The 21,199-nt window shown below is 62.9% G+C and carries 11 protein-coding genes; 6 read left to right on the top strand and 5 right to left on the bottom strand.

What is annotated here, in order from left to right; all coding sequences use genetic code 11:
* Window positions 1–96: 96 nt before the first annotated feature.
* Window positions 97–789, bottom strand: a complete 693-nt coding sequence (locus DSM100688_RS08710) for an SGNH/GDSL hydrolase family protein (RefSeq protein ID WP_152358708.1) — start codon at window positions 787–789, stop codon at window positions 97–99.
* Window positions 790–1,051: 262 nt separating this feature from the next.
* Between DSM100688_RS08710 and DSM100688_RS08715 the strand changes: the two genes are divergently transcribed.
* Together DSM100688_RS08715 and DSM100688_RS08720 are read left to right on the top strand one after the other, a co-directional pair.
* On the top strand, window positions 1,052–3,988 hold the full coding sequence (locus tag DSM100688_RS08715; protein ID WP_152358709.1) for a glycosyl hydrolase 115 family protein: 2,937 nt from the start codon (window positions 1,052–1,054) through the stop codon (window positions 3,986–3,988).
* A 53-nt stretch (window positions 3,989–4,041) separates the two neighbouring features.
* Window positions 4,042–4,881, top strand: a complete 840-nt coding sequence (locus DSM100688_RS08720; RefSeq protein WP_163146929.1) for an alpha/beta hydrolase — start codon at window positions 4,042–4,044, stop codon at window positions 4,879–4,881.
* A 192-nt stretch (window positions 4,882–5,073) separates the two neighbouring features.
* Here DSM100688_RS08720 and DSM100688_RS08725 read toward each other — a convergent pair whose 3' ends face one another.
* On the bottom strand, window positions 5,074–6,636 hold the full coding sequence (locus tag DSM100688_RS08725) for an MFS transporter (RefSeq protein ID WP_163146928.1): 1,563 nt from the start codon (window positions 6,634–6,636) through the stop codon (window positions 5,074–5,076).
* A 279-nt stretch (window positions 6,637–6,915) separates the two neighbouring features.
* On the opposite strand from DSM100688_RS08725, the gene DSM100688_RS08730 reads away from it, so the two are divergent.
* Window positions 6,916–7,554 carry an SGNH/GDSL hydrolase family protein gene (locus DSM100688_RS08730; protein ID WP_152358712.1) on the top strand — a complete coding sequence of 213 codons (639 nt, stop codon included), beginning with the start codon at window positions 6,916–6,918 and terminating at the stop codon, window positions 7,552–7,554.
* A gap of 116 nt (window positions 7,555–7,670) precedes the next feature.
* Here DSM100688_RS08730 and DSM100688_RS08735 read toward each other — a convergent pair whose 3' ends face one another.
* Window positions 7,671–9,230, bottom strand: a complete 1,560-nt coding sequence (locus tag DSM100688_RS08735; protein WP_152358713.1) for an MFS transporter — start codon at window positions 9,228–9,230, stop codon at window positions 7,671–7,673.
* Between the two features lie 533 nt (window positions 9,231–9,763).
* Between DSM100688_RS08735 and DSM100688_RS11810 the strand changes: the two genes are divergently transcribed.
* Window positions 9,764–9,928 carry a hypothetical protein gene (locus DSM100688_RS11810; protein WP_163146927.1) on the top strand — a complete coding sequence of 55 codons (165 nt, stop codon included), beginning with the start codon at window positions 9,764–9,766 and terminating at the stop codon, window positions 9,926–9,928.
* Window positions 9,929–9,971: 43 nt separating this feature from the next.
* On the opposite strand, the gene DSM100688_RS08740 is transcribed toward DSM100688_RS11810, so the two are convergent.
* Window positions 9,972–11,603, bottom strand: a complete 1,632-nt coding sequence (locus DSM100688_RS08740) for an MFS transporter (protein ID WP_152358714.1) — start codon at window positions 11,601–11,603, stop codon at window positions 9,972–9,974.
* 376 nt (window positions 11,604–11,979) lie between these two features.
* Between DSM100688_RS08740 and DSM100688_RS08745 the strand changes: the two genes are divergently transcribed.
* Window positions 11,980–16,935, top strand: a complete 4,956-nt coding sequence (locus DSM100688_RS08745) for an Ig-like domain-containing protein (protein WP_163146926.1) — start codon at window positions 11,980–11,982, stop codon at window positions 16,933–16,935.
* Between the two features lie 891 nt (window positions 16,936–17,826).
* Window positions 17,827–19,086, top strand: a complete 1,260-nt coding sequence (locus DSM100688_RS08750; protein ID WP_152358716.1) for an OFA family MFS transporter — start codon at window positions 17,827–17,829, stop codon at window positions 19,084–19,086.
* A gap of 205 nt (window positions 19,087–19,291) precedes the next feature.
* On the opposite strand, the gene DSM100688_RS08755 is transcribed toward DSM100688_RS08750, so the two are convergent.
* Complete coding sequence (locus tag DSM100688_RS08755) at window positions 19,292–21,196, bottom strand: FAD-dependent oxidoreductase (RefSeq protein WP_152358717.1); 1,905 nt, start codon at window positions 21,194–21,196, stop codon at window positions 19,292–19,294.
* Window positions 21,197–21,199 lie beyond the last annotated feature (3 nt).

Below are 21,199 nucleotides of genomic sequence, written 5' to 3' on the forward strand. Positions count from 1 at the left end.
TCGCATATTACCCGGTGCAACGCATATGTTCGAATCGTTCCGGACGCCAATCGGACAAGGCCGGCGACGGACCTGCGCAGCCGGCCGGCGACGGCGTCAGCGCACAGCCGGGATGTGTGCGGCGGGATGGTGCAGCGTCTCGCGCACGAGCGGCACGTAGTACCGTTCCACGGCCTCCGGGCTGGGATGCGTGCCGTTGCCGGCGACGATCGGCTCGCCGTCGGCGTCCACCTCGTCAAAGCTCAGCGTCTTGCCGATCTCGCGGTCGCGCGTATCGAGCGGCGAATCCTCGAACATGTTCGCCACCGGGATGCCGAGTTCGCCGCAGATACGCACGGCCGTGCCGTAGACGGCGACCTGCACGTCCCAGTCGCGCTTCCACAGGCGATGCACGGTCACGTACACGACCAGCGCGTCCGGCCAACGCTTGCGCAACAGTTCTGCGGTCATACGGAACATGCGACCGAACTCGGCGAGATCGATGTCGGTATGCACCGCGTCGTTGACGCCGCCGTCGAAGATGATCACGTCCGGATCGACGTGCCCGGCCGCGGCGTTCTTGACCTGGCGCAGGATGTGGTGCGTGGTGTCATGGTGGGGGGAGTCCGGTTCGGTGAAGTCGATGATGGTCGATCCGTTGACCGCATGGCACACGTAGTCCATGCCCTCCAGCTCGGCCACACGCTTGGGGAACGTGAACTTGGGATAGTAGTGGCCGTGGCAGATGCTGTCTCCGAAGGAGAACATGAGTTTGCCCCTGAACGCGCCTTCGCTGATGTCGTTGTCCATTGCCGACCTTTCTGATGATTGATGACCGATTGATGATCGACGGCCGACAGCCAACGTCCCGTCTGTGGAACGTCAGCTGCGGGCAGTGCGATCCCAAGCGATTCGGAACGTGACGGATAATCTATGGTGATTTCCATACACGCCGATGCGTAAATCATTGTAAAACGAAGTATTATTGTTTTCAAAATCTATCCGGAACGTTCCGCGTTTCGTATGATTCTCAATCAACCAGAACACCTCATCCAATGAAGGAACAGAATCAATGAAGATCTACGCAAATCTGAACACACCAAGCCATCGCGCGATCACGCCCGCCGCGCCCGTCATCGTCGACAGCGCCTACCAGCCGTCCGAACGCGACCCACACGCCGAACGCACCTGGCGGCAGGTCACCCGAGCCGTACAGGATCTGCGGCAGGACATCGCCATGACCACCGGCTCAATCGACTGGCATACGGTGCAGCAGCTGTTCGCCGACGACCCACAGGCCCAAGCCGATCGTCTCGCCGCAGCCGATCCGTCCGCGACACCGGCCCTGATCCGGCTCGACTCGCCAGAATCGGCACTGCGCCAATTCGGAGGCGACGCCCCGATCGACCGCGCCATCATCGTCGGTACCATCGGCCGCAGCGCGATCATCGACACGATCACCGCCAACGGTCGACTCGACGAATCCGAACAGATCGCCGACCGGCAGGAAGCGTTCGCGCTCAAGGAAGTCGATGATCCGATCCCCGGCGTCGCGCACGCGATCGTCATCGCCGGCAGTGACGCCCGCGGCACGATCTACGGCATCTACGCACTGTCCGAACGCATCGGCATCTCCCCGTGGTTCTGGTGGGGCGACGTACCGGTCGACGTACGCCCGATCATCGACGCGAACTACGAGCACGCCTGCGTTGAACTCGGCCCGGCCGTGCCGTACCGCGGATTCTTCATCAACGACGAGGACTGGTCAATGGTCCGCTGGAACCGCAAGAAGTTCCCGAACCCGCAGATCGCGCCCGAAGTCAACTACTACCGCCACGTCTTCGAACTGCTGCTACGGCTGCGCGGCAACCTGCTGTGGCCGGCCATGCACCCCGAATCGGTCGCATTCAACGCGGCAACAGGAGAAGGCGGCGTGCCGGTCAACGCGCGCGAAGCGGAACGGTACGGCGTCATCATGGGCACGCACCACTGCGAGATCCTGCTGCGCAACAACGAGGGCGAGTGGGACCAGTGGTACGCCGAGCACCACGAGCAGTACCACATGCGCGGCGCGTCCGTGCGCGAATCGTACGATTTCACGCTCAACCGCGAGGCGCTGCTCGCCTACTGGCGCGAGCGGCTGGAGACGAACAAGTCATGCGAGTGCTCACTGACCGTGGGCATCCGCGGCGTGCACGACGGCCGCTTCAACGTGGCCGAACTCGACCGCTACCCGGGAGATACGACCGAGGAGAAGGAGGTCGCGTTCATGAAGGACGTGATCGCGGCCCAACGCGCGCTCATCGAGGAGGTGTACGGGCCGGCTGAGGCCGCGCGCATCCCGCAAGTGCTCATCACCTACAAGGAGATGAACGACGTGTACAACCACGGTCTGAGTAGGGTGCTGGAACAGCCGGAATACCGCAACATCACGCTGATGTGGCCGGACGACGACTACGGGTTTCTGCGGCAGGTGCCGACCGTTGCGGAGGCGGCGCGCGAGGGCGGCGCGGGCGTGTACTACCACAATTCGTATGTGGGCCGGCCAACGAACAACACCTGGCTCAACAGTTCGCAGCTGCCGCTGATGGCCGAGCAAATGCGCCGCGCGTGGAACACCGGCATGCGCAGGCAGTGGGTCATCAACGTGGGCGACATCAAGCTGAGCGACATGTCGACCGAGTATTTTCTGCGGCTCGGCTGGAATCCGGACGCGTGCACGGCCAAGTCGATCGGCGCCGATTTCGTGCGCATGTTCGCGCGGCGCGATTGGGGCGCGGACAAGGCGATTTCGGCCGAGTTGGCCGATTGCTTCGACGAGTTCAGCCGGCTGATCGCGATTCGCCAGCCTGGGTTCAATCTCGCCAGTCTGAATCCGGAAGGCGTGGCCGCCGGGATCGATCTGGAGGAGTTCGCGTTCAATCCGTCCGCCTTCGGTGACGAGGCGCAACGCTGGCTCGACCGGTGTGCCGCGCTGACCTCGCGCGTGCAACGCGTGGCAGACGCGCTGCCGGACGCGCGACGCACGGCGTTCTTCGAGCAGTGGTATTACGCGGTGCTGTCGCAGTCCGATACAGCGGCCGAGTACGTGAACTTTTGGGAGGCGTGGGCCGCGTTCCACGACGGACGAATTGGCGATGCACGGCGGTACATCGCATTGTCGAAGGCGGCCCGCGATGCGATCATCGCGCGCAACGACGAGCTGGATGCGATCAACGACGGCAAATGGGCGGGATTCATCAAGTACGACACGCACTTGGGCGACGATCATGATCTGATCGAAGATGACCAGTATCCGAATGTCGAGATGGACGACGGTGATTCCGACGGTGTCGAGGACACCATCGGCGGGATCACTGCGACAAGCAACGGCTCAGCCAGGCCAGCCGGTGTCCCGGCCGAGCCAGTCGGCGCGGCACCGTCCGAATCCGCACCGCTCGGATTCGTCGCGACCGACGGCATCGTCGCATGCGAAGCCGAGCATCCGACCCGCATCATCCCCGGCATGGACGGCTCGTATTGGGCGCCGATTGCGAACGAGGGCCAGCATGGCGACACGATGAAGGCGTTCCCCGACCGTGGCATCAGCCGCCCCGGCGAAGGCGCGACGCTCGAATATCAGGTATGGTTCGAGCGGTCCGGCACCGTGCGCGGCACCATCAACCGTCTGCCTACGTTCAACGAGGGCGTCGAGGACGACGGCACGCCGCGCGGTTGCCGTCTGGCCGTGCGCGTCAACGGCGACGAGCCGATCGTGCTGGCTGGCAACAACGCGTGGGGCGAGTCGCGCAACCGTCATTCGCTGACCACCGTGTGGGAGCGCAACATCATCCGTGGCTACGAGCCGCTGCAGTTCGAAGCCACGGTGCATGCCGGCTGGAACACGCTCGCTATCGAACGCGTCGACGCATCCGTCGTCATCGACCGCATCGTACTCGTCGCCAAACCGCTGCCGCGATCCTTCTACGGTCCTGACGAATCCCGTCGCATCTCCGTATCTTATCGATGAGATACACTACATCACAACGATTCCACCCCGTCTCATTCAAGGACGAACCAATCATGACTGACATCACCGAATATATCGATCAGGACTACGCCGGCAACGGCCGGCAATCACAGAAACTGTATCTTGCCATACCGGCCGGCGCGTCAGCCGGCCATCCTGTTCCCGTCGTGATCTACATCCATGGCGGAGGCTGGATCGGCGGCACCTTCGCACCCGGTTCCACCGGACTGGCGACCGGCCGCGACGACACGAACGCGTTCCTCGAAGCCGGATATGCGGTCGCGGTCATCAACTATCGACTCTCGACCGAGGCGCGATGGCCGGCGCAGATCCATGACTGCAAGGCCGCGGTGCGCTTCCTGCGAGCACACGCGGGGAAGTACGGCATCGATCCAGATCGGATCGTGGCGTGGGGCGCGTCGGCCGGAGCGCATCTCGCACAGTTCCTCGGATTCACGAACGGCGATGCGCGGTACGACGACCCGGCATCGGCCGCATCCGGCGTGTCCAGCACCGTGAATCTCGTGATCGCGGCGTTCGGCATCAGTGACATCAGCCGGTGGGTGCTTCCCGGACCGCGTTATGACGAGGTCGAGGACTACAAGACGAAGCTGCTCGGCACCGGGTATACGCAGGAGGCCGCGCACGACGCCAGTCCGATCGACCACGTGCACGCCGGCATGGCGCCGATGCTGCTGGCTCACGCCGACGACGATGCGCTCGTGCCGTGCGACCAGACGCATTGGCTGGAGGCCGCGATCCACGAGGTCGGTGGCGGTGCATCGATCGAGACCTGGTATCCGCACACCGGCGGCCACGGCGATCCGCGCGTCTGGCGCGCACCGGAAGCCACCGACCGGTTCATCGACTTCTGCGACCGTCACCTGCGGTAGCCGTCGAGCCACCACGGATACTTTCCGCCGTCACTGCCGCAAACCGCAAACCGTCACCATGTGCGCGCGATCACGAGCGCGCACTCAGTGACATTGGGACATCCTGTCCATCGGAACAGCGTGAGCCGCGTTCCGGACAATCGTTTGCCGAAACACGGTCTCGCACTGCTCTCACACTGTGTCCGGATGCTATCACGCCGCCTTGTGCAGAGCATTGATCACGTTGTTGTGGCCCCAGCATTGCTCATAGGGCATGCCGGTCAGGCTCTCGACCAGGGCACGCGTCTCGTCTGTCACGTCGGCCATCGAACCGCCCTCGCGCAACCGTGCGATCTCGGTCAGCAGCAGCCCGTGGTTCTCCTTGTTGAGCTTGAGCCGGTAGGTGAAGAATATGCCGAGCAGACACAGCATGATCGGAGCAAGGCAGTACATGACCGCGATGGCCGTCACCGTGCCGGACGGCTGTGCCTGCGCGCCCTCGATGAAACCGGTCGCCTGCAAGACCCAGCCGATGAGCACCGTCTCGACCGCGGCGAAGATGTCGTCAATGGTTGCGTTGACGGATGCGTACTGTCCTTCACGCCGCTTGGATGTGATGATTTCATCCACGTCGGGAATGAACGTGTACGTGTACTGCGTCGCGTTCACCACGCCCGTGATGCCGAAGTTCATGAACAGGCCGAGCACGATGAACGCGACGGCTTTGGCACCAGACGACAGTTGGGACGAGAACATGGCCAGCACGAACAGCGACAGGAACACGCCGATCACCTCGAAGCCGCCGATCCGGTAGGCGCGCGGGCCGCCGACTTTCGCGGTAAGCCACATGAAGAACGTGAGGCACGCGATGCCGAACATGGTGTTCACGCCGGTGGCGAGCGAGACGGTCTGCGGATCGAGCAGCAGCACGAAGATCACGAAATACGTGTTGATGGTGCCGCGGATGGCGCGAAAACACTGTTCGGACAGATACAGGCCGAGATAGTTGCGGAATTCCCGCACCCGCATCACGGACACGAAATTCCAGATCATCGAGACGATGCGCTGCCAGATCGGCAGTTTGTCACCCGTCGTCCCGCCATCGGCTTCGGACACGTCGGTCGACTCGTCGTATGGCCGCTCCTTGATGGTGAAGAAGCCGACGACGAGCACGCCCACACCGATAGCACCGTAGATCATGGCCATCTTGAAGTACGAGGTCCACGCGTCCTTGCCCCAGAGGGTGAACAGGTACACGTTGAGCAACGACAGGAACGTGCTGCCGATCGCGCCGGCGATCTGGTTGATGCCGACGAGCTGCGCGCGTTGACTGGAGTCCTCGGTCATTTCGGACGGCAGACCGTACTGGATCGTAGTCAGGCCGGCGAGGAAGACCCAGTACAGCAGACTGGAGGTGAAGTATGCGGCGACCGGCAGCCCCGGAATCCACATGATGGCGTAGAACAGCGCGTTGAGCGGCACGGCGATCAGCATGATGGACCGGCGGCGACCGATGCGGCGGCCAATCCTGGTGGCGTACATGCGGTCGGACAGATATCCCCAGACCGGGCCGATCACCGAGGCGATGATCTTGCCAGCGGCAATGAGCGCCGTGGTGGCGGCGACCGGGATGCTGAGGAATGTGGTGAAGTAGAACAGCTGCCATGTACCGATCATGGTCTGCATGACGTATGACAGCGAGAACGTGGAGTAGCCGAGCTTGGCTTTCCACGACAGTGGCGGCAGCACATCCTGCCGATGATTGCGTTGAGACATCATTGTCCTTTCCTGAATACTCGATACACTCCACAATATCCGGTTCGTTCCGGATTTACAAATCGTCTATATTCCAGTCAATTAACGAACTTTCATACCGCAAAAACTATGGTAGTCTATATTACAAGCAGGAACGTTCCGATATATCGGCCGTCATATCAATGTCATCGCCGGTCACATTACAGTGCTCGCACCGGCGGCAAAACATGACATGGCGACGCGGGGCGATCACCACGGCCATAAGCTCGATGGACGAGCGTACAAGGAGGCAAAACGGTCATGATCAACGTGCTGTGCTTCGGCGATTCCAACACGAACGGCTCGAATCCGGCCGGCGGCCGTCATCCGCGCGACATGCGTTGGACCGGCCGTCTGCAACGGTTGCTCGGCGACGACTGGTACATCATCGAGGAAGGGCTCGGCGGGCGTACCACCGTGTTCGACAATCCGATCGAACCGCATCGCAACGGGCTTGCGGCGCTGCCGGGCGCGCTCATCACGCACCGGCCGCTCGACTACGTCATCATCAGCCTCGGTACCAACGACATGAAGGCCATGTTCCACGCAGACGCGCGCGTGATCGCGGCCGGACTTGACATGCTCATCCACGAGGTCAAGATCACCGACAACCGCGGGGCGCCGGCGCCGCGCATCGTCGTCGTCTCGCCGATTTACATCAAGCCGGGCATTTCGACCAGTCCGTTCATCGGATTCGACGAGCACGCGGTCGAACTGTCGCACCGGCTGGCGGGGGAGTACCGGCGCGTGGCCGAACGGCAGGGGTGCCTGTTCTTCGACGCCGCGCAGGTCGCCGAGCCGAGTGACCTCGACAAGCTGCACATGGACGGCGAGAACCACGCCAAATTCGCCGACGCGATGGCCGCGCTGCTGCGCGAGGATTGGGCGGCGCGTCACTGACACGCTCCGGATCGCATCCTCTCGTACCTCACGGTGAGCAACTCAACAACGCATGAGGCCTCGTTCCGGACGGGCGTAATCCCGGAACGAGGCCTCATGCGTTGTTTGGTTGAATATCACGCCGCCTTGTGCAAGGCGTTGATCACGTTGTTGTGACCCCAGCACTGCTCGTACGGAATACCGGCGAGATCCTCGACGACCTTGCGGGTCTCCTCGGTCACGTCGGACATCTTGCCGCCGTTGCGCAGGCGGGCCGCCTCGGCCACGAGGATGTCGTGGTTCTTCTCGTTGAGGTGCATGCGGTAGGTGAGCAGGATGCCGACGAACGCGAGCACGACCACGGTGCCGCAGTACATGTAGAGCAGCACGTTCACGACGAGCGGGGACTGCGCGGTGACGTCGGCGCCGGACTGGAAGCCGACGGCCTGCAGCAGCACGCCCACGATGATGGTCACGACGGTGTTGATGATGACCTCGAGCGTGGACTGGATGCCGGCGTACTGGCCTTCGCGGCGCTTGCCGGTGACCAGCTCGTCGACGTCCGGCACGAAGGACTGCACGTAGGTCTGCGCGTTCACGATGCCGGAGTTGCCGAGCGTGAACAGCGTGATGAGCACGGTGAAGACGAGCGTGACGGTCGCCTTCGGCAGGTTCGCGACGTTCAGCGCGAGGATGTAGATGCCGACGAACAGCGCGATGGTGACCCAGGCGCCGAGGCGGTAGGAGCGCATGCCGCCGAGCTTGGAGATGACCGTGGCCCAGACCACGACGCACGCCATGCCGAACAGGAAGCTGAAGCCGGTGGACAGGGAGACTTCGGCCGGGGTGAGCAGCAGCACGAAGATGATGAAGTAGCCGTTGATGGTGCCGCGGACCATGCGGAAGGTCTGCTGGGCGAGGTAGATGCCGAGGTAGTTGCGGAAGGTCTTGATGCGCAGCACCGACAGGAAGTTCCAGAAGACGGAGACGAGGCGGCCGAAGAAGCCGACCTTCTCGGCGTCGCCCTTGTCGGCGGAGGAGAGGTCGGTGGTCGCGTCGTATGGACGCTCCTTGATGCACATCGCGCCGACGACGAGCAGCACGGTGCCGAGCACGCCGTAAATCATGGCGACCTTGAAGTACGGCTGCCAGCCGGTGGAGCCCCAGATCTTGAACAGGTAGGCGTTGAACATCGAGAACGCGAAGCCGCCGACGCCGCCGCCGATCTGCTGGATGGCGACCAGGGCCGCGCGATCCTTGGAATCATCGGTCATTTCGGACGGCAGGGAGTAGACGACGGTGTTGATGCCCGGGTAGACGCCGTAGTAGATGACGTTGACGAGCAGGTAGAACCACACCGGCATGTTCGGCACCCACAGCAGCACGTAGAAGATGAGGTTCAGCGGCGCGGCGATGAGCAGCGTGCCCTTGCGGCGGCCGATCTTGCGGCCGAAGGAGGTGGAGTACATACGATCGGAGATGTAGCCCCAGACCGGCGTGATGAAGCCGCCGATGGCCTTGCCGACCGCGAGCAGCGCGGTGACGACGCCGATGGCGATGGCGAGCGGCTGGGTGTAGTAGATCATCTGCCAGGTGACGACCATGGTGCTCATGGTGAACGACAGCGGCAGCAGCGCGTAGGTGAACTTGGTCACCCACGACAGTTTGCGGCCGACCGCGGGAGTCGAGCTGGACATTTTCGTGTTCTCCTGTTTCTCTGTGGAAGATCGAAATCGCGCGGCAAGGTCACGGTTGTTTGCGATGAGGTGTGATCTTGGTTGCGGGTGGACTACTCCGTCCGTTCCACGTTCTCCGCAGAGTCTTATCGTTGAGATTCTGCGGTTCGATTTCCCTTACTTGATGTTTGCAAAACCTACCTTACCACAAATCTCATCGATAAGATTATTTTACGATTCCGGCGTGTCGCAGATATCAAATACCACAACGTTGTTGTTATGCGAAAGGGCTGCGACGACCATGCGTCGCAGCCCCTCACACTTCAAAGGGGATGCACCAGAAAGCATCCATCAGTTTCGGCCCGTTCCCAAAAGTCTCCGTGCGCGCCTGAAGTGAGAACGGCTAGCAGTGCGTCCACTGACGCTTCCATCATAGCCGATATACTTAACCACCATCGTCGCGATTCTCTAGCAGGAATCAACACGATCGTCTGGCATAAGCCGGATGACGTTGCCGCGTCTAACGCGGCGCGGCCCACTTCAAAGGAGCGCACATGCGCAATCAGAACGAGGAGCCGCGCGGCGGCTCGATGCTGTGGTACATGACGATGGTGCTCATCGTCATGTCAGCCAAAGTCGACACGATTACGGCTGATCTTATATGCGCAAGTCTAACGGCATACGCGATATGGATTCACCACAACGAGAGTCGTCACTAACGACTCCTCAGCCCGTCCGGGAACCAGACCCGGACGGGTCTTATCACCCGCGCCGGGCGACGTTGATCACGTTGTTGTGGCCCCAGCACCGCTCGTAGGGCATGCCGGTCAGGCTTTCGACCAGCGCACGCGTCTCATCCGTCACGTCGGCCATCGAACCGCCCTCGCGCAACCGCGCGATCTCGGCCAGCAGCAGCTCATGGTTCTCGCGGTTGAGCTTGAGCCGGTACGTGAACACGATGCCGATGACGCAGATCGCGATCGGCGCGAACGAGAACAGGCACGCGAGCGCGAACACGGTCTGCGGCGGCTGCGACTGCGCGCCTTCCACGAATCCGGTCGCCTCCAGCACGAGTCCGATCACGATCGTCTCGGCCGAGGAGAAGATGTCGTCGATGGTCGAGTTGATGGCCGCGTACTGGCCCTCGCGCCGCTTGGACGTGATGATCTCATCGACGTCGGGGATGAATGTGTACGTGTACTGCGTCGCGTTCACCACGCCCGTGATGCCGAAGTTCATGAACAGGCCGAGGCCGATGTACAGCACCGCGCGCGTGCCGGTCGGCAAGGACCCGGCGTTCATCGCGAGTACGAACATCGCGAGGAACACGCCGATCACCTCGAACCCGCCGAGCCGGTACGCCCGCGGGCCGCCGATGCGCGCGGTGACCCACATGAAGAAGCCGACGCACGCGATGCCGAACAGCAGGTTCACGCCGGTGGCGAGCGAGACGGTCTGCGGGTCGAGCAGCAGCACGAAGATCACAAAGTAGGTGTTCAGCGTGCCGCGCACGGTGCGGAAGCATTCCTCGGACAGATACAGGCCGAGATAGTTGCGGAATTCCTTGACTTTGAGTACGGACAGGAAGTTCCAGACGACCGAGACGAGGCGGCGGCCAAAGCCGAGTCTGCCGTTTGCGCCAACGTTGTCAGTGCTGCCAGCGTTCGCACCGGCATCACCGTCGCCGCTCACGTCCGCATCAGACACGTTGGTCGATTCGTCGAACGGCCGCTCCTGGATCGACAGGAACCCGAGCAGCAGCACGGCAGTGCCGATGATGCCGTACAGCAGAGCCATGTTGAAGTACGATTCCCAGTTGTCCTTGCCCCAGATGGTGAACAGGTAGACGTTGAGCACGGACAGGAACGTGCCGCCGATCGCGCCGGCGATCTGGTTGACGCCGACGAGCTGAGCACGCTGAGTCGGATTCTCGGTCATTTCGGACGGCAGACCGTACTGCACGGTGGTGATGCCGGCGAAGAACGCCCAGTACAGCAGGTTTGCGAAGAAGTAGACCGGGATCGGCAGGTCGGGAATCCACAGCAGCAGGTAGAAGACGAAGTTCGCGGGGATCGCGAAGATCAGGATGGAACGGCGGCGGCCGAACTTGCGGCCGAGTGCGTTGCGGTACATGCGGTCGGAGATGTATCCCCAGACCGGCCCGATGACGGACGCGACGATCTTGCCGGTGGCGATGAGCACGGCGGTTACGGCCATCGGCACGTTCAGGAACGTGGTGAAGTAGAACATCTGCCACGTGACGATCATGGTCTGCATGACGTACGACAGTGAGAACGTGGAGTAGCCGAGTTTGGCTTTCCACGGTAGCGGTGTGACGGTGGTCTCGGCGGCCGACCGGCGGCCGCGCGGCGTGTGCGATGATGACTGCGACATCGGTGTCCTCCTGCTTCGTTGCGTCTGCGGTGTGTTCGTAAGACCTGCGCGACGTGGCCGCGCGTACCGTACTGCTGATTACGGTCGCGCCGCGGCGGTGTAGCGCGGGTCTGTTCCGTGGTGTCGCGACTTCGCGACACGCCGTTGATGCATCGTTCGTTGATCTGACTCAGCACTATATCATCGTTAAGATTTTCGCGCCATTCACGGCGTTTTGATACCCTATCAAATCAGTATTTTTCAATCATCTCATCGATGAGATGATATGCTGGTTCATGTCACATAGAAGTTCCCCGGATTCCCTCGAAGACGAAGCCGGGATCAACCCGCAATGATGCACCAAGCTCGCTCATCACCCGTCAATGGAGGTCTTACGATGACGACAGACACTCACCCGACCGACGCGTTCACCAAGCGCGCCAACGATTTCAACCACGGATGGCGCTTCTTCCGCGGTACGCCGAACGGCGCGGAGAAGCCCGGCTACGACGACGCCGACTGGCGCCCCGTCACCCTGCCGCACGACTACGGCGTCGAGGGCAAGTTCTCCCGCAACGCCCGCGCCACCGTCGGCTACCTCAAGGTCGGCGAAGGCTGGTATCGCAAAACCTTCGTCGCCCCGACCACGTTGGAAGGCAAGCGCGTCACGCTCGACTTCGACGGCGTGATGGACCGCGCCGAGATCTGGCTCAACGGCGAGAAGATCGCCGAACACCACTACGGCTACACCGCGTTCAGTGTCGATCTGACCAGCAGACTCAGGCTCGGTGAGGAAAACGTTATCACCGTGCGGTCCAACAACGAGGAGCCGAGCTCGCGCTGGTACGCCGGTGCCGGCATCTACCGCGACGTGACGCTCACCGTCACCGCTCCGATCCACGTCGCCCGATTCGGCACACAGGTCACCACGCCGACGCTTGAAAACGATGTCAAGCAAGATGTCGCAAACGTTCGCGTCGCGACGATCATTGCAAACGATACTGCACGCGATGCAGCCGTCACGCTACGCAACGAAATCGTCAGCGCCGACGGTACCGTCGTCGCTGCAGTCAGCAGCAACGTCATCGTCCCCGCGAACATGCCGGACAGTACGCACGCGGCCGACCATTACAGCGACACGGGTGCCACCAACCGCTACGAGCAGACCATCGCCGTGCCGAACCCGCACCTGTGGAGCACCGCCGACCCGTACCGCTACACGCTACGCACCACCGTGTTCGCCGGGGGAGCGGACGATGCTGCACCCGCCGCTACACCGCTCGACGCAACCGACATCGCAATCGGCCTGCGCTGGATCACGCTCGACCCGGCCTCCGGCCTGTATCTCAACGGCGTGAACATGCGCGCGCTCGGCATGTGCATGCACCATGACCTCGGCGCGCTGGGCGCGGCCACCTACCGCCGCGCCGTCGTACGCCAGCTCGAAATCCTCAAGGACGCGGGCGTCAACGCCATCCGCACCAGCCACAACCCGTGCTCCAAGGTCTGGGCCGAGGAGTGCAGCCGCATGGGCTTCCTGCTGCTCGAGGAACTCACCGACATGTGGACCGCGCCGAAGAACCGCAACGACTACAGCAATTATTTCGCGACCGATTACCCGGAGGATCTCGCCGCGATGATCCTGCGCGACCGCAACGAGCCGGCCGTGTTCATGTGGGGCATGGGCAATGAGGTCGCCTGGCAGGAGGCCGAGATCCCGATCGCCGCCGATCTGACCCGCCGCTGCCACCTGCTCGACCCGACCCGTCCGAACTCCGTCAACGACGCGTCCTACCTGTCCAAGGGCATCGACGGCATCGGCAACAAGATCCACGAGCAGATGGACGTGCGCGGCTACTCGTACATCAACCGCGACCAGATGGAGAAGGTGCACGAGAAGCACCCGAACGACGTCATCCTCAACTCCGAATCCGGCAACTGCACGCCGTGCCGCGGCTTCTACGTGCACCCGACGATCCTCACCGACGAATGGCAGCTGCGCGGCCGCGACTACCCGTTCGCCAAAGGCCGCCGGCCGTGGACGGAGGACACGTACGAGATCTCTGACTACAACGTCACCACGAACCGCGGTTACCCGCTCGACATCGCGTTCGACCGTCTCGTGAACCTGCCGTTCAACGTCGGCGAGTTCGCGTGGACCGGCTTCGACTATATCGGCGAGCCGGCGCCGTACATCTCGAACTTCTACTGGAACAAGCCGGAAATGCCGGAATCCGACGGCACCGTGCTGGCTCCGTTGCGTTCGTACTACGGCATGGTCGACACGGCCGGCTTCCCGAAGAACCCGTGGTGGCTGTACAAGGCGCTGTGGACCGACCCGGAGGACGCACCGATGGTGCATCTGCTGCCGCACTGGAACTGGGACGAGGGCGAATCGGTGGCCGTGTGGGCATACACGAACGCCGCGAGCGCCGAGCTGTTCCTCAATGGTCGGTCTTTGGGAGTGCGCGAGTTCGAGTCACACGAGGCGACGTTCCACCTGAGCAACAAGTACGCCGACAAGCCGTTCGAGTACCGCTACCAGAAGAACGGCAACGAGCCGAAACAGCTGACATTGCAGTGGGAGGTGCCGTTCGAGCCGGGTACGGTGTCGGTTGTCGCGTACGACAAGACCGGCAGGATCGTCGCGCGTGATTCGATCACGACCGCGGGTGCACCGGCTGGGATTCGGCTGATTCCGGACCGTCATGTGATCGGTGGCGACGGTCACGACCTGAGTTTTATCGAGGCCGACGTGATCGATGATGCCGGCGTGATCGTGCCACGCGCAAACAACGAGATCGTGTTTCACGTGGAACACGGACGTCTGCTCGGCACTGACAACGGCTATCAGGCGAACACCGAGCCGCTGCAGTCGCCAGTGCATTCCGCGTATTCCGGCAAGGTGCTGGCGATCGTCGCCTCCGACGGTTCCGGCAAGCCGATCCGCGTGACCGCCACCGCCAAAGGCCTACGCTCAGACTCCGTCGACATGTTCCTGACCGAGTCCGTGACTGGCCGGGCCACTGACGCCGTGCTTGAGGTGCACAACGCCGTGGTGCGCGTGCGCGCCGGCGAAACCCCGGCGCTGCCGCAGACCGTGACCGTATTGCTTGCGAATAACACCACGGTTGACGAGCCGGTTGAATGGGAGACCGCTGAGTTGCTCGACCAGATCGCTGTAGCCGAAGCCAAGTCCGGTGCGCAGTCCTTCGTCGTCAACGGCGAGGCCGCCGGTCTGCCGGCGCACGCAACCGTGACTGTCACGCATCCGCTTACCGCACGTCCGGTCACGCTGGCCGTCGCAGCCGGTGCCGATCCTGCACTCCCGGCCCGTGCGATGATTATCTTCGACGACGGCAGCGAGACCGACGCTCCGGTCGCATGGCAGCCCGCCGCAACCAACGTATCCGGCGATATCAAGACGTTCAACGGCACCGTCGAAGGCTACGATCTGCCGGTCACTGCCACCGTGCGTACGCTGACGTCCGCTGACGAGACCGCGCACGACACGACCGATCTCGCGTCGATCACCGTGGACGGCAAGCCGCTCGCCGACTTCGCCGCCGATACGCACCGTTACACGCTGCATCGCTCGTACACCGATCCTGCGCCGGTCATCGAAGTCGCCGCGGCCGACAACGCGACCGCGGTCGTCGTGCCGCCGCTGCACTATCCGTACGGTTCGTACGTCGTACGCGTCACGTCCGAGGACGGCGAGCAGCACGGCTCGTACGCGCTCGATCTCGACGTGCCGCCGGCACCGGTCGCCGAAGTGACGATCGTACCGTCGACGCACACGCTGACCGAAGACGAGACGACCGTACTGTCGGTCCGCGCGACCGACGAGGTCGGCAGGCCGATCGAACTGGCGATGAACGACGACGCGACGATAACGTTCGCATCCAGCGACGAGTCGGTTGCCGGTGTTGCACACGATGGCACTATCGAGGCTCGACTGTCCGGCACGGCGAACGTTACTGCAACCGTCACCTACGGCGGCGTGACCAAGACCAGCGCACCCGCGATCGTCACCGTCACCGCCGGCAGTGAACCGAAGATCCCGGTCAAGACGACCGTCGCCAACGTGCGCACCACCGTCGGCACCGCGCCGGAGCTGCCCGCCACCGCAACCGTCACATTCGGCCACGGCGTCGACGCGCCGCTGCCGATCACGTGGGAACCCGTGCCGGACGAGACGTGCGACCACGCCGGCAACGTCACACTGCGCGGCACGATCGCACGGTTCGATCGCGACGTGACGACCACCGTGCATGTGGTCGAAGTCGCCGCAGTACAAACGGTGTCGCTCGCAACGATCACCGGCATCGAACCGCTCATCCAGGAAACCGTGCCCGAAGTCACCGTCTACTGGTCCGACGGCGCGAAGGAACAACGCCCGGTCGTCTGGGACGTTCCGGAAGAGGTCACGTACCGCCATCCGGGCACGTTCTCACTGCTCGGTACGGTCGAGGGCATCGATGAGCGGGCCGTTGCACACGTTCGCGTGACCGACGACCACGTGCAGAACCGCGACCTGTTCTCGTATCGCAACGACGTGTACCCGCAGGTGCGCGCGTCCTATACGAACCCCGATCCAAAGGCGCAGGAGGACAGCTCGCTGCTCATGGACGGCATCGTCTCGTACACGCCGCGCGTGGGCTACAACCTGAAGAACCGTTGGTCCACCACTGGAGACCCGTCGCGCACCGCGTGGCTCGAGTACCGTTTCGGCTATGGCGAGGAGACGCCGTTCATCCTCGGCGCGTTCACCGTGTATTACTGCCTGGACGGCGATCACGTGGCGTTGCCGGAGCACGTCGGCGTCGAATATCTCGACGCGAACGGCGACTGGCAGCCAGTGCGAGGACTGGCCGTCGCGCCGCATCCGGTCGAGCAGACCAACGACGCCGCGTGGGTGTACGCGACCGTCGGCGACAAGCCGGGGTCGTCGATGTCGTCGAAGGGCAACGAGACGACCTACTCGTTCGACATGGTGCGCACGTCGCGCATTCGGATCACGTTCGAGTCGGCCGAGGATGCGGTCGTGGCGATCACCGAGGTGCGTGGCGACGCGCAGATCCCGACGCTCAACTCCGACGCGACGATCGCCGGACTGACCGTGGACGGCGAGGCGCTGGCCGGATTCGACCCGACAGTCGAAACCGTGCACGTTGCGGCTGTCGGATCGACCGGACATGCGCCGAACCTCGCGGTGCTGCCCGCCGGCAACAACGCGGCCGTGACCGTGGTGCCCGGCAACGATACGGACGGCGATGCCGAGACGCAGGTGATCGTCGCCTCCGAGGACGGTACCGCCACCCGCACCTACCACGTCGTCTTCGACAAGTAGCGACAAGGTCACGCGATGGAAAAACCGCCTCTTTTTCCATCGCGTGACGATCCCTCAGTCACGCGATGGTTCACGATATCCGAAATGCCATCCTGTGACCGTGCGGACACCTTCTTCGAGGTCACGGGATGGAAAAGCACACTCATATTCCATCCCGTGACCACCGCCTCAATCACGCGATGGATGTGTAGCACTACGATTCCATCCCGTGACCGCCAAATATCCCCGTTGTACGGTCACGCGACGGCAAATCACAGCCAAATTCCATCGCGTGACCGACAGCAGGGTCACGCGATGGCAAATTCGTTCCGTATTCCATCCCGTGCCCCCACAAACATCCTTTTTACAACCCGAGACTCAACCGAGGTGATGCCTATACGATCACACTGACACCCTGCTGATCCGGCCGCCTTTCTGCTTCAGGCGACCGTACGCCTCCGCCCAACCCTGCGGAGGCTTTGTCATGTCCAACCTCGGCACACGTCATCCCCGTACCATCACTCTGTGCGCGCAATCGCGACATGGGCGCGCACAGAGTGATGATTCAGACCTTCCAAACGTCACTCAGTACGCGCAGACGTTACGATCGCGCGCACAGAGTGACGGTTATCAACCAGCACGTAATCAATGTGAATAATCTCACGCATGATTCCGACGCAAGTTGCGCGTCGCATACCAAAAACGGCAGTATAGTGTGTTTCGTCGGCGTTGACAGGAGTAACAACGTCGATGAAACGCACACCAATGATGTTCGTTCCACGTTGCGTTCGCGCGACAAGCTCGCGTGGAGCGCGCGAGGGGGAAGGCATCTGGAAACGACGTGCGCGCGGCGGGAGCCTCCTGCAAACCGGCGAATACCAACCATATCGCCAGCCACGAAAGGACCCAGGCATGGCACGTCTCGCCACGAACCGTTGGACCAGCGCCATTCTTCCCGCACTGCTGATTCACATCCCGATCGGCACCGTCTACTGTTGGAGCGTGTTCAAGCAGCTGATCGCCGATCAGCTCGACGCCAGCCCGTCCTCGGTGGAATGGGCGTTTTCGCTCGCCATCTTCTTCCTCGGCATGTCCGCCGCATTCGCCGGGCCGATGGTGGAGAAAAACATCAAGCGGTCCGCGCTCGTGTCCATGATCTGCTTTGTGATTGGCTTCGCCGGCACGGGCACGAGCATCGCGCTGCACTTTCTGCCGGGTGTGTTCATCTGTTACGGCGCGATCATGGGCGTCGGTCTAGGCGTCGGCTACCTGACGCCGGTCAAGAATCTTATGCTGTGGTTCGCGGACAACAAGGGACTTGCGACCGGCATTGCCGTCGCCGGATTCGGCTTGGCCAAGGCCATCGCCAGTCCGGTGATGGAATGGCTGATCGGCACAGTCGGGTTGGTCAACATGTTTTACGTGCTCGCCGCGGTGTACGCGGTGATGATGGTCGTCGGATTCCTGCTGATTCGCCGCCCGGCCGGATGGGTCTACGATCCAGCGACCTCGCACGTCAGCCGCCGCACGATTCTGACCAAGCCCGTGTTCTGGGGCATCTGGATCGCGTTCTATCTCAACATCACCTGCGGCCTTGCGCTCATCAGTCAGGAGAAGGACATCCTGCACGACGTGCTGCAGGCGTTCCCGCAGTATGCGGGTCTGAGCCAGAGCGAGCTGGCCGCCGCGATCGCGGGTGCCATCGGCCTCGTACTCGCCATCGACGCCGTGTTCAACGCAGCCGGCCGCATCGGCTTCTCCACGATCTCCGACCATCTCAAACGGCGCGAAAGCGTCTACCAGATCATCTTTATGATGTCGATCGCTGTGTGCCTGCTGCAGGTGGCGCTCAACAGCATTGACAACGCACTACTGTGGGCGGTGCTGGCCATGCTGTTCCTCGTCAACGCGGGCTACGGCGGCGGCTTCTCCACGCTGCCGGTGCTGCTCGATCAGCATTTCGGCACGAAAACCGTGTCGACCACGCACGGCCTGACGCTGAGCGCATGGGCGTTCGCGGGGTTGAGCGGCAATCAGCTGGCGTCGTTCGTGGTCACGCATGCGCCCGATCAGGCGCATCGGTATGCGGCGTTGATCCCCGTGATCACGGTGCTGTATGCGGTGGCGCTGGTGAGTGCGACCTTGGTGAAGAGGGCGGGGCGGCAGCGCTGAGTGGGTGGTTGCCGGTTCCCGGGATCAGCTAAACACATCTCGGGAACCGGCAACCGCACATTATGCAACAATCGCACAGACTCGATCGGCGGAATAGCACGGTTTGCGTCTGAAAACAGAACATGGCCGGTTCCCGGGATTGCTGATGAACAATCCCGGGAACCAGCCACATGTATCTGCCCCCAATCAGGCCGGTCGGCCCACCCTATGCCCCGATCAGGCTGAGCATCTGCGGCACGCTCTTCTTGCCGAACTCGACCTTCTGCTCGCCGCCTTGATTGATGACGATGCACGGCACACTCATCGCGCCATACTGGTCCTTGAGCTCGGGGAAGTGCGAGATGTCGTACGCCTCCGCCCGCACACCGGGATTGAGCGACGCGATGCGCTGCGAAGCGAGCACCGTCTCCGGGCACATCGTGCAGGTGAGCGACACCAGAATCATGATGTCGGTCGGGCTGGCCGCCACCGCACGCTCACGCAGGTCGTCGTCCAACGGCTGACCCGGGCCGGCCGCGTTGTACAGTCCCAGCACGAACGAGTTGAACTCATGGCCGCTCGGCACACCGTGAAACGCAAGTCCGGTGAAGGTAAGCCGTTCAGCCGACTCGTCCCACGCGCATAGCCGCACGGCAGGGCGAGCGACCGGCAGCAGCCCAGCCGGATCGAACTCGGCGCGGCCAGACTCATCCAGCGATCCATACACCGGCAGTTCGGTACCGGAGTCGTCGGGCAACACGATCGTCGCCGGCTCGCCGACCACCAGCGACGTCGGCACGCTCTCGCCGTCAACGGCCGAAACCAAACCGGCCGCATCGATCGCGACCGAGTTCAGCTTACCGCCGGACAGCGCGACCATCTCACCGATGAATCCCTGCAATTCCGCGGACAGCGGGGTGTCGTCCAGCTCCAGCACGAGCGTGACCGGCCGGGTCATACGGCCGAAGACGACGCCGAGCTGCTGCTTGATCGCGGCGGAGAACAGTTCGCCGGGTTTCTTCGCGGTCTGTACGGCGGCCGCAGCGGCATCCGCACTGCGCTTGACCGGTGCAGGAGCCGGCGTGGTGCCAGCGTTCGCAGCGGCGCTTACGTTTGCAGCAGCAGCGGCTTCGGCCTGCTCATACGCGCTCGTGGTCGGACGCGGCGGCACGAGTCCGGTCTTCTCGCTCATCGACTTCGCATACCGCTCGAGTTCGACGGCCGCGATCGCACCGTCGGCCGTCGCGGTGACGACCTGACGCAGGTTCTTGACACGCAGATCACCGGCCGCATACACGCCCGGCACCGACGTTTCGAGATAGCCGTGCGTGACCACGTATCCATGATCGTCGAGTTCGACGATACCGCGCACGAGATCGGTCGCCGGCACGTATCCGGCGAATACGAACACGCCGAACGTGCCGTCATCGGCCGGCTTCCACGTCTCCGTCTCCCCGGTCGAAACGTTGCGGATCGTCGCCTCGCGCAGACCGCCCTGACCGGCCGTCACGCCGTCGAGCACCGTGTTGTAGCGCACGTCGATCTTCGGGTTCTTCTTCGCTTCCGCCGCGACGGACGCGTCGCAGGTGAAGTCCGGCTCGCGTACGAGCACGGTGACCTTGCTCGCGTACTTGGTAAGGAATACGGATTCCTCGGCCGCCGCGAATCCGCCGCCGATCACCAGCACTTCGCGACCGGTGAAGAACTCGCCGTCGCAGGTGGCGCAGTAGGCCACGCCGCGGCCGGCGTACTCGGCCTCGCCTTCAAACCCAAGCCGCCGCGGGGACGCGCCGGTGGCGAGCACGATGCCGAACGTACGCAGGTCGCCGCGCGAAGTGTGCACGGTCTTGATGTCGCCGTTCACGTCAAGACCGGTAGCCTCCGCGGAGAGGAATTCCGCGCCGAAATCGCGAGCCTGCTGACGCATGGTCTGAGTGAGCGCGCGGCCGGTCGTGCGGCCGACGCCCGGGTAGTTCACGACTTCGTTGGTGATGGTGATCTGCCCGCCGAAATCATCCTTCTCGAGCACGAGCACACGGTAGCGAGCGCGCGCAAGGTACAGACCCGCGGTGAGTCCCGCCGGGCCGCCGCCGATCACCACCACGTCATACAGATTGCTGGTGTCAGTCATACA

Source organism: Bifidobacterium ramosum (genome assembly GCF_009299505.1).
GTDB lineage: Bacteria > Actinomycetota > Actinomycetes > Actinomycetales > Bifidobacteriaceae > Bifidobacterium > Bifidobacterium ramosum.

Coding starts and splice junctions, on each gene's coding strand:
- DSM100688_RS08710 (WP_152358708.1), bottom strand. CDS start 789: ATGGACAACGACATCAGCGAAGGCGCGTTCAGGGGCAAACTCATGTTC.
- DSM100688_RS08715 (WP_152358709.1), top strand. CDS start 1,052: ATGAAGATCTACGCAAATCTGAACACACCAAGCCATCGCGCGATCACG.
- DSM100688_RS08720 (WP_163146929.1), top strand. CDS start 4,042: ATGACTGACATCACCGAATATATCGATCAGGACTACGCCGGCAACGGC.
- DSM100688_RS08725 (WP_163146928.1), bottom strand. CDS start 6,636: ATGTCTCAACGCAATCATCGGCAGGATGTGCTGCCGCCACTGTCGTGG.
- DSM100688_RS08730 (WP_152358712.1), top strand. CDS start 6,916: ATGATCAACGTGCTGTGCTTCGGCGATTCCAACACGAACGGCTCGAAT.
- DSM100688_RS08735 (WP_152358713.1), bottom strand. CDS start 9,230: ATGTCCAGCTCGACTCCCGCGGTCGGCCGCAAACTGTCGTGGGTGACC.
- DSM100688_RS11810 (WP_163146927.1), top strand. CDS start 9,764: ATGCGCAATCAGAACGAGGAGCCGCGCGGCGGCTCGATGCTGTGGTAC.
- DSM100688_RS08740 (WP_152358714.1), bottom strand. CDS start 11,603: ATGTCGCAGTCATCATCGCACACGCCGCGCGGCCGCCGGTCGGCCGCC.
- DSM100688_RS08745 (WP_163146926.1), top strand. CDS start 11,980: ATGACGACAGACACTCACCCGACCGACGCGTTCACCAAGCGCGCCAAC.
- DSM100688_RS08750 (WP_152358716.1), top strand. CDS start 17,827: ATGGCACGTCTCGCCACGAACCGTTGGACCAGCGCCATTCTTCCCGCA.
- DSM100688_RS08755 (WP_152358717.1), bottom strand. CDS start 21,196: ATGACTGACACCAGCAATCTGTATGACGTGGTGGTGATCGGCGGCGGC.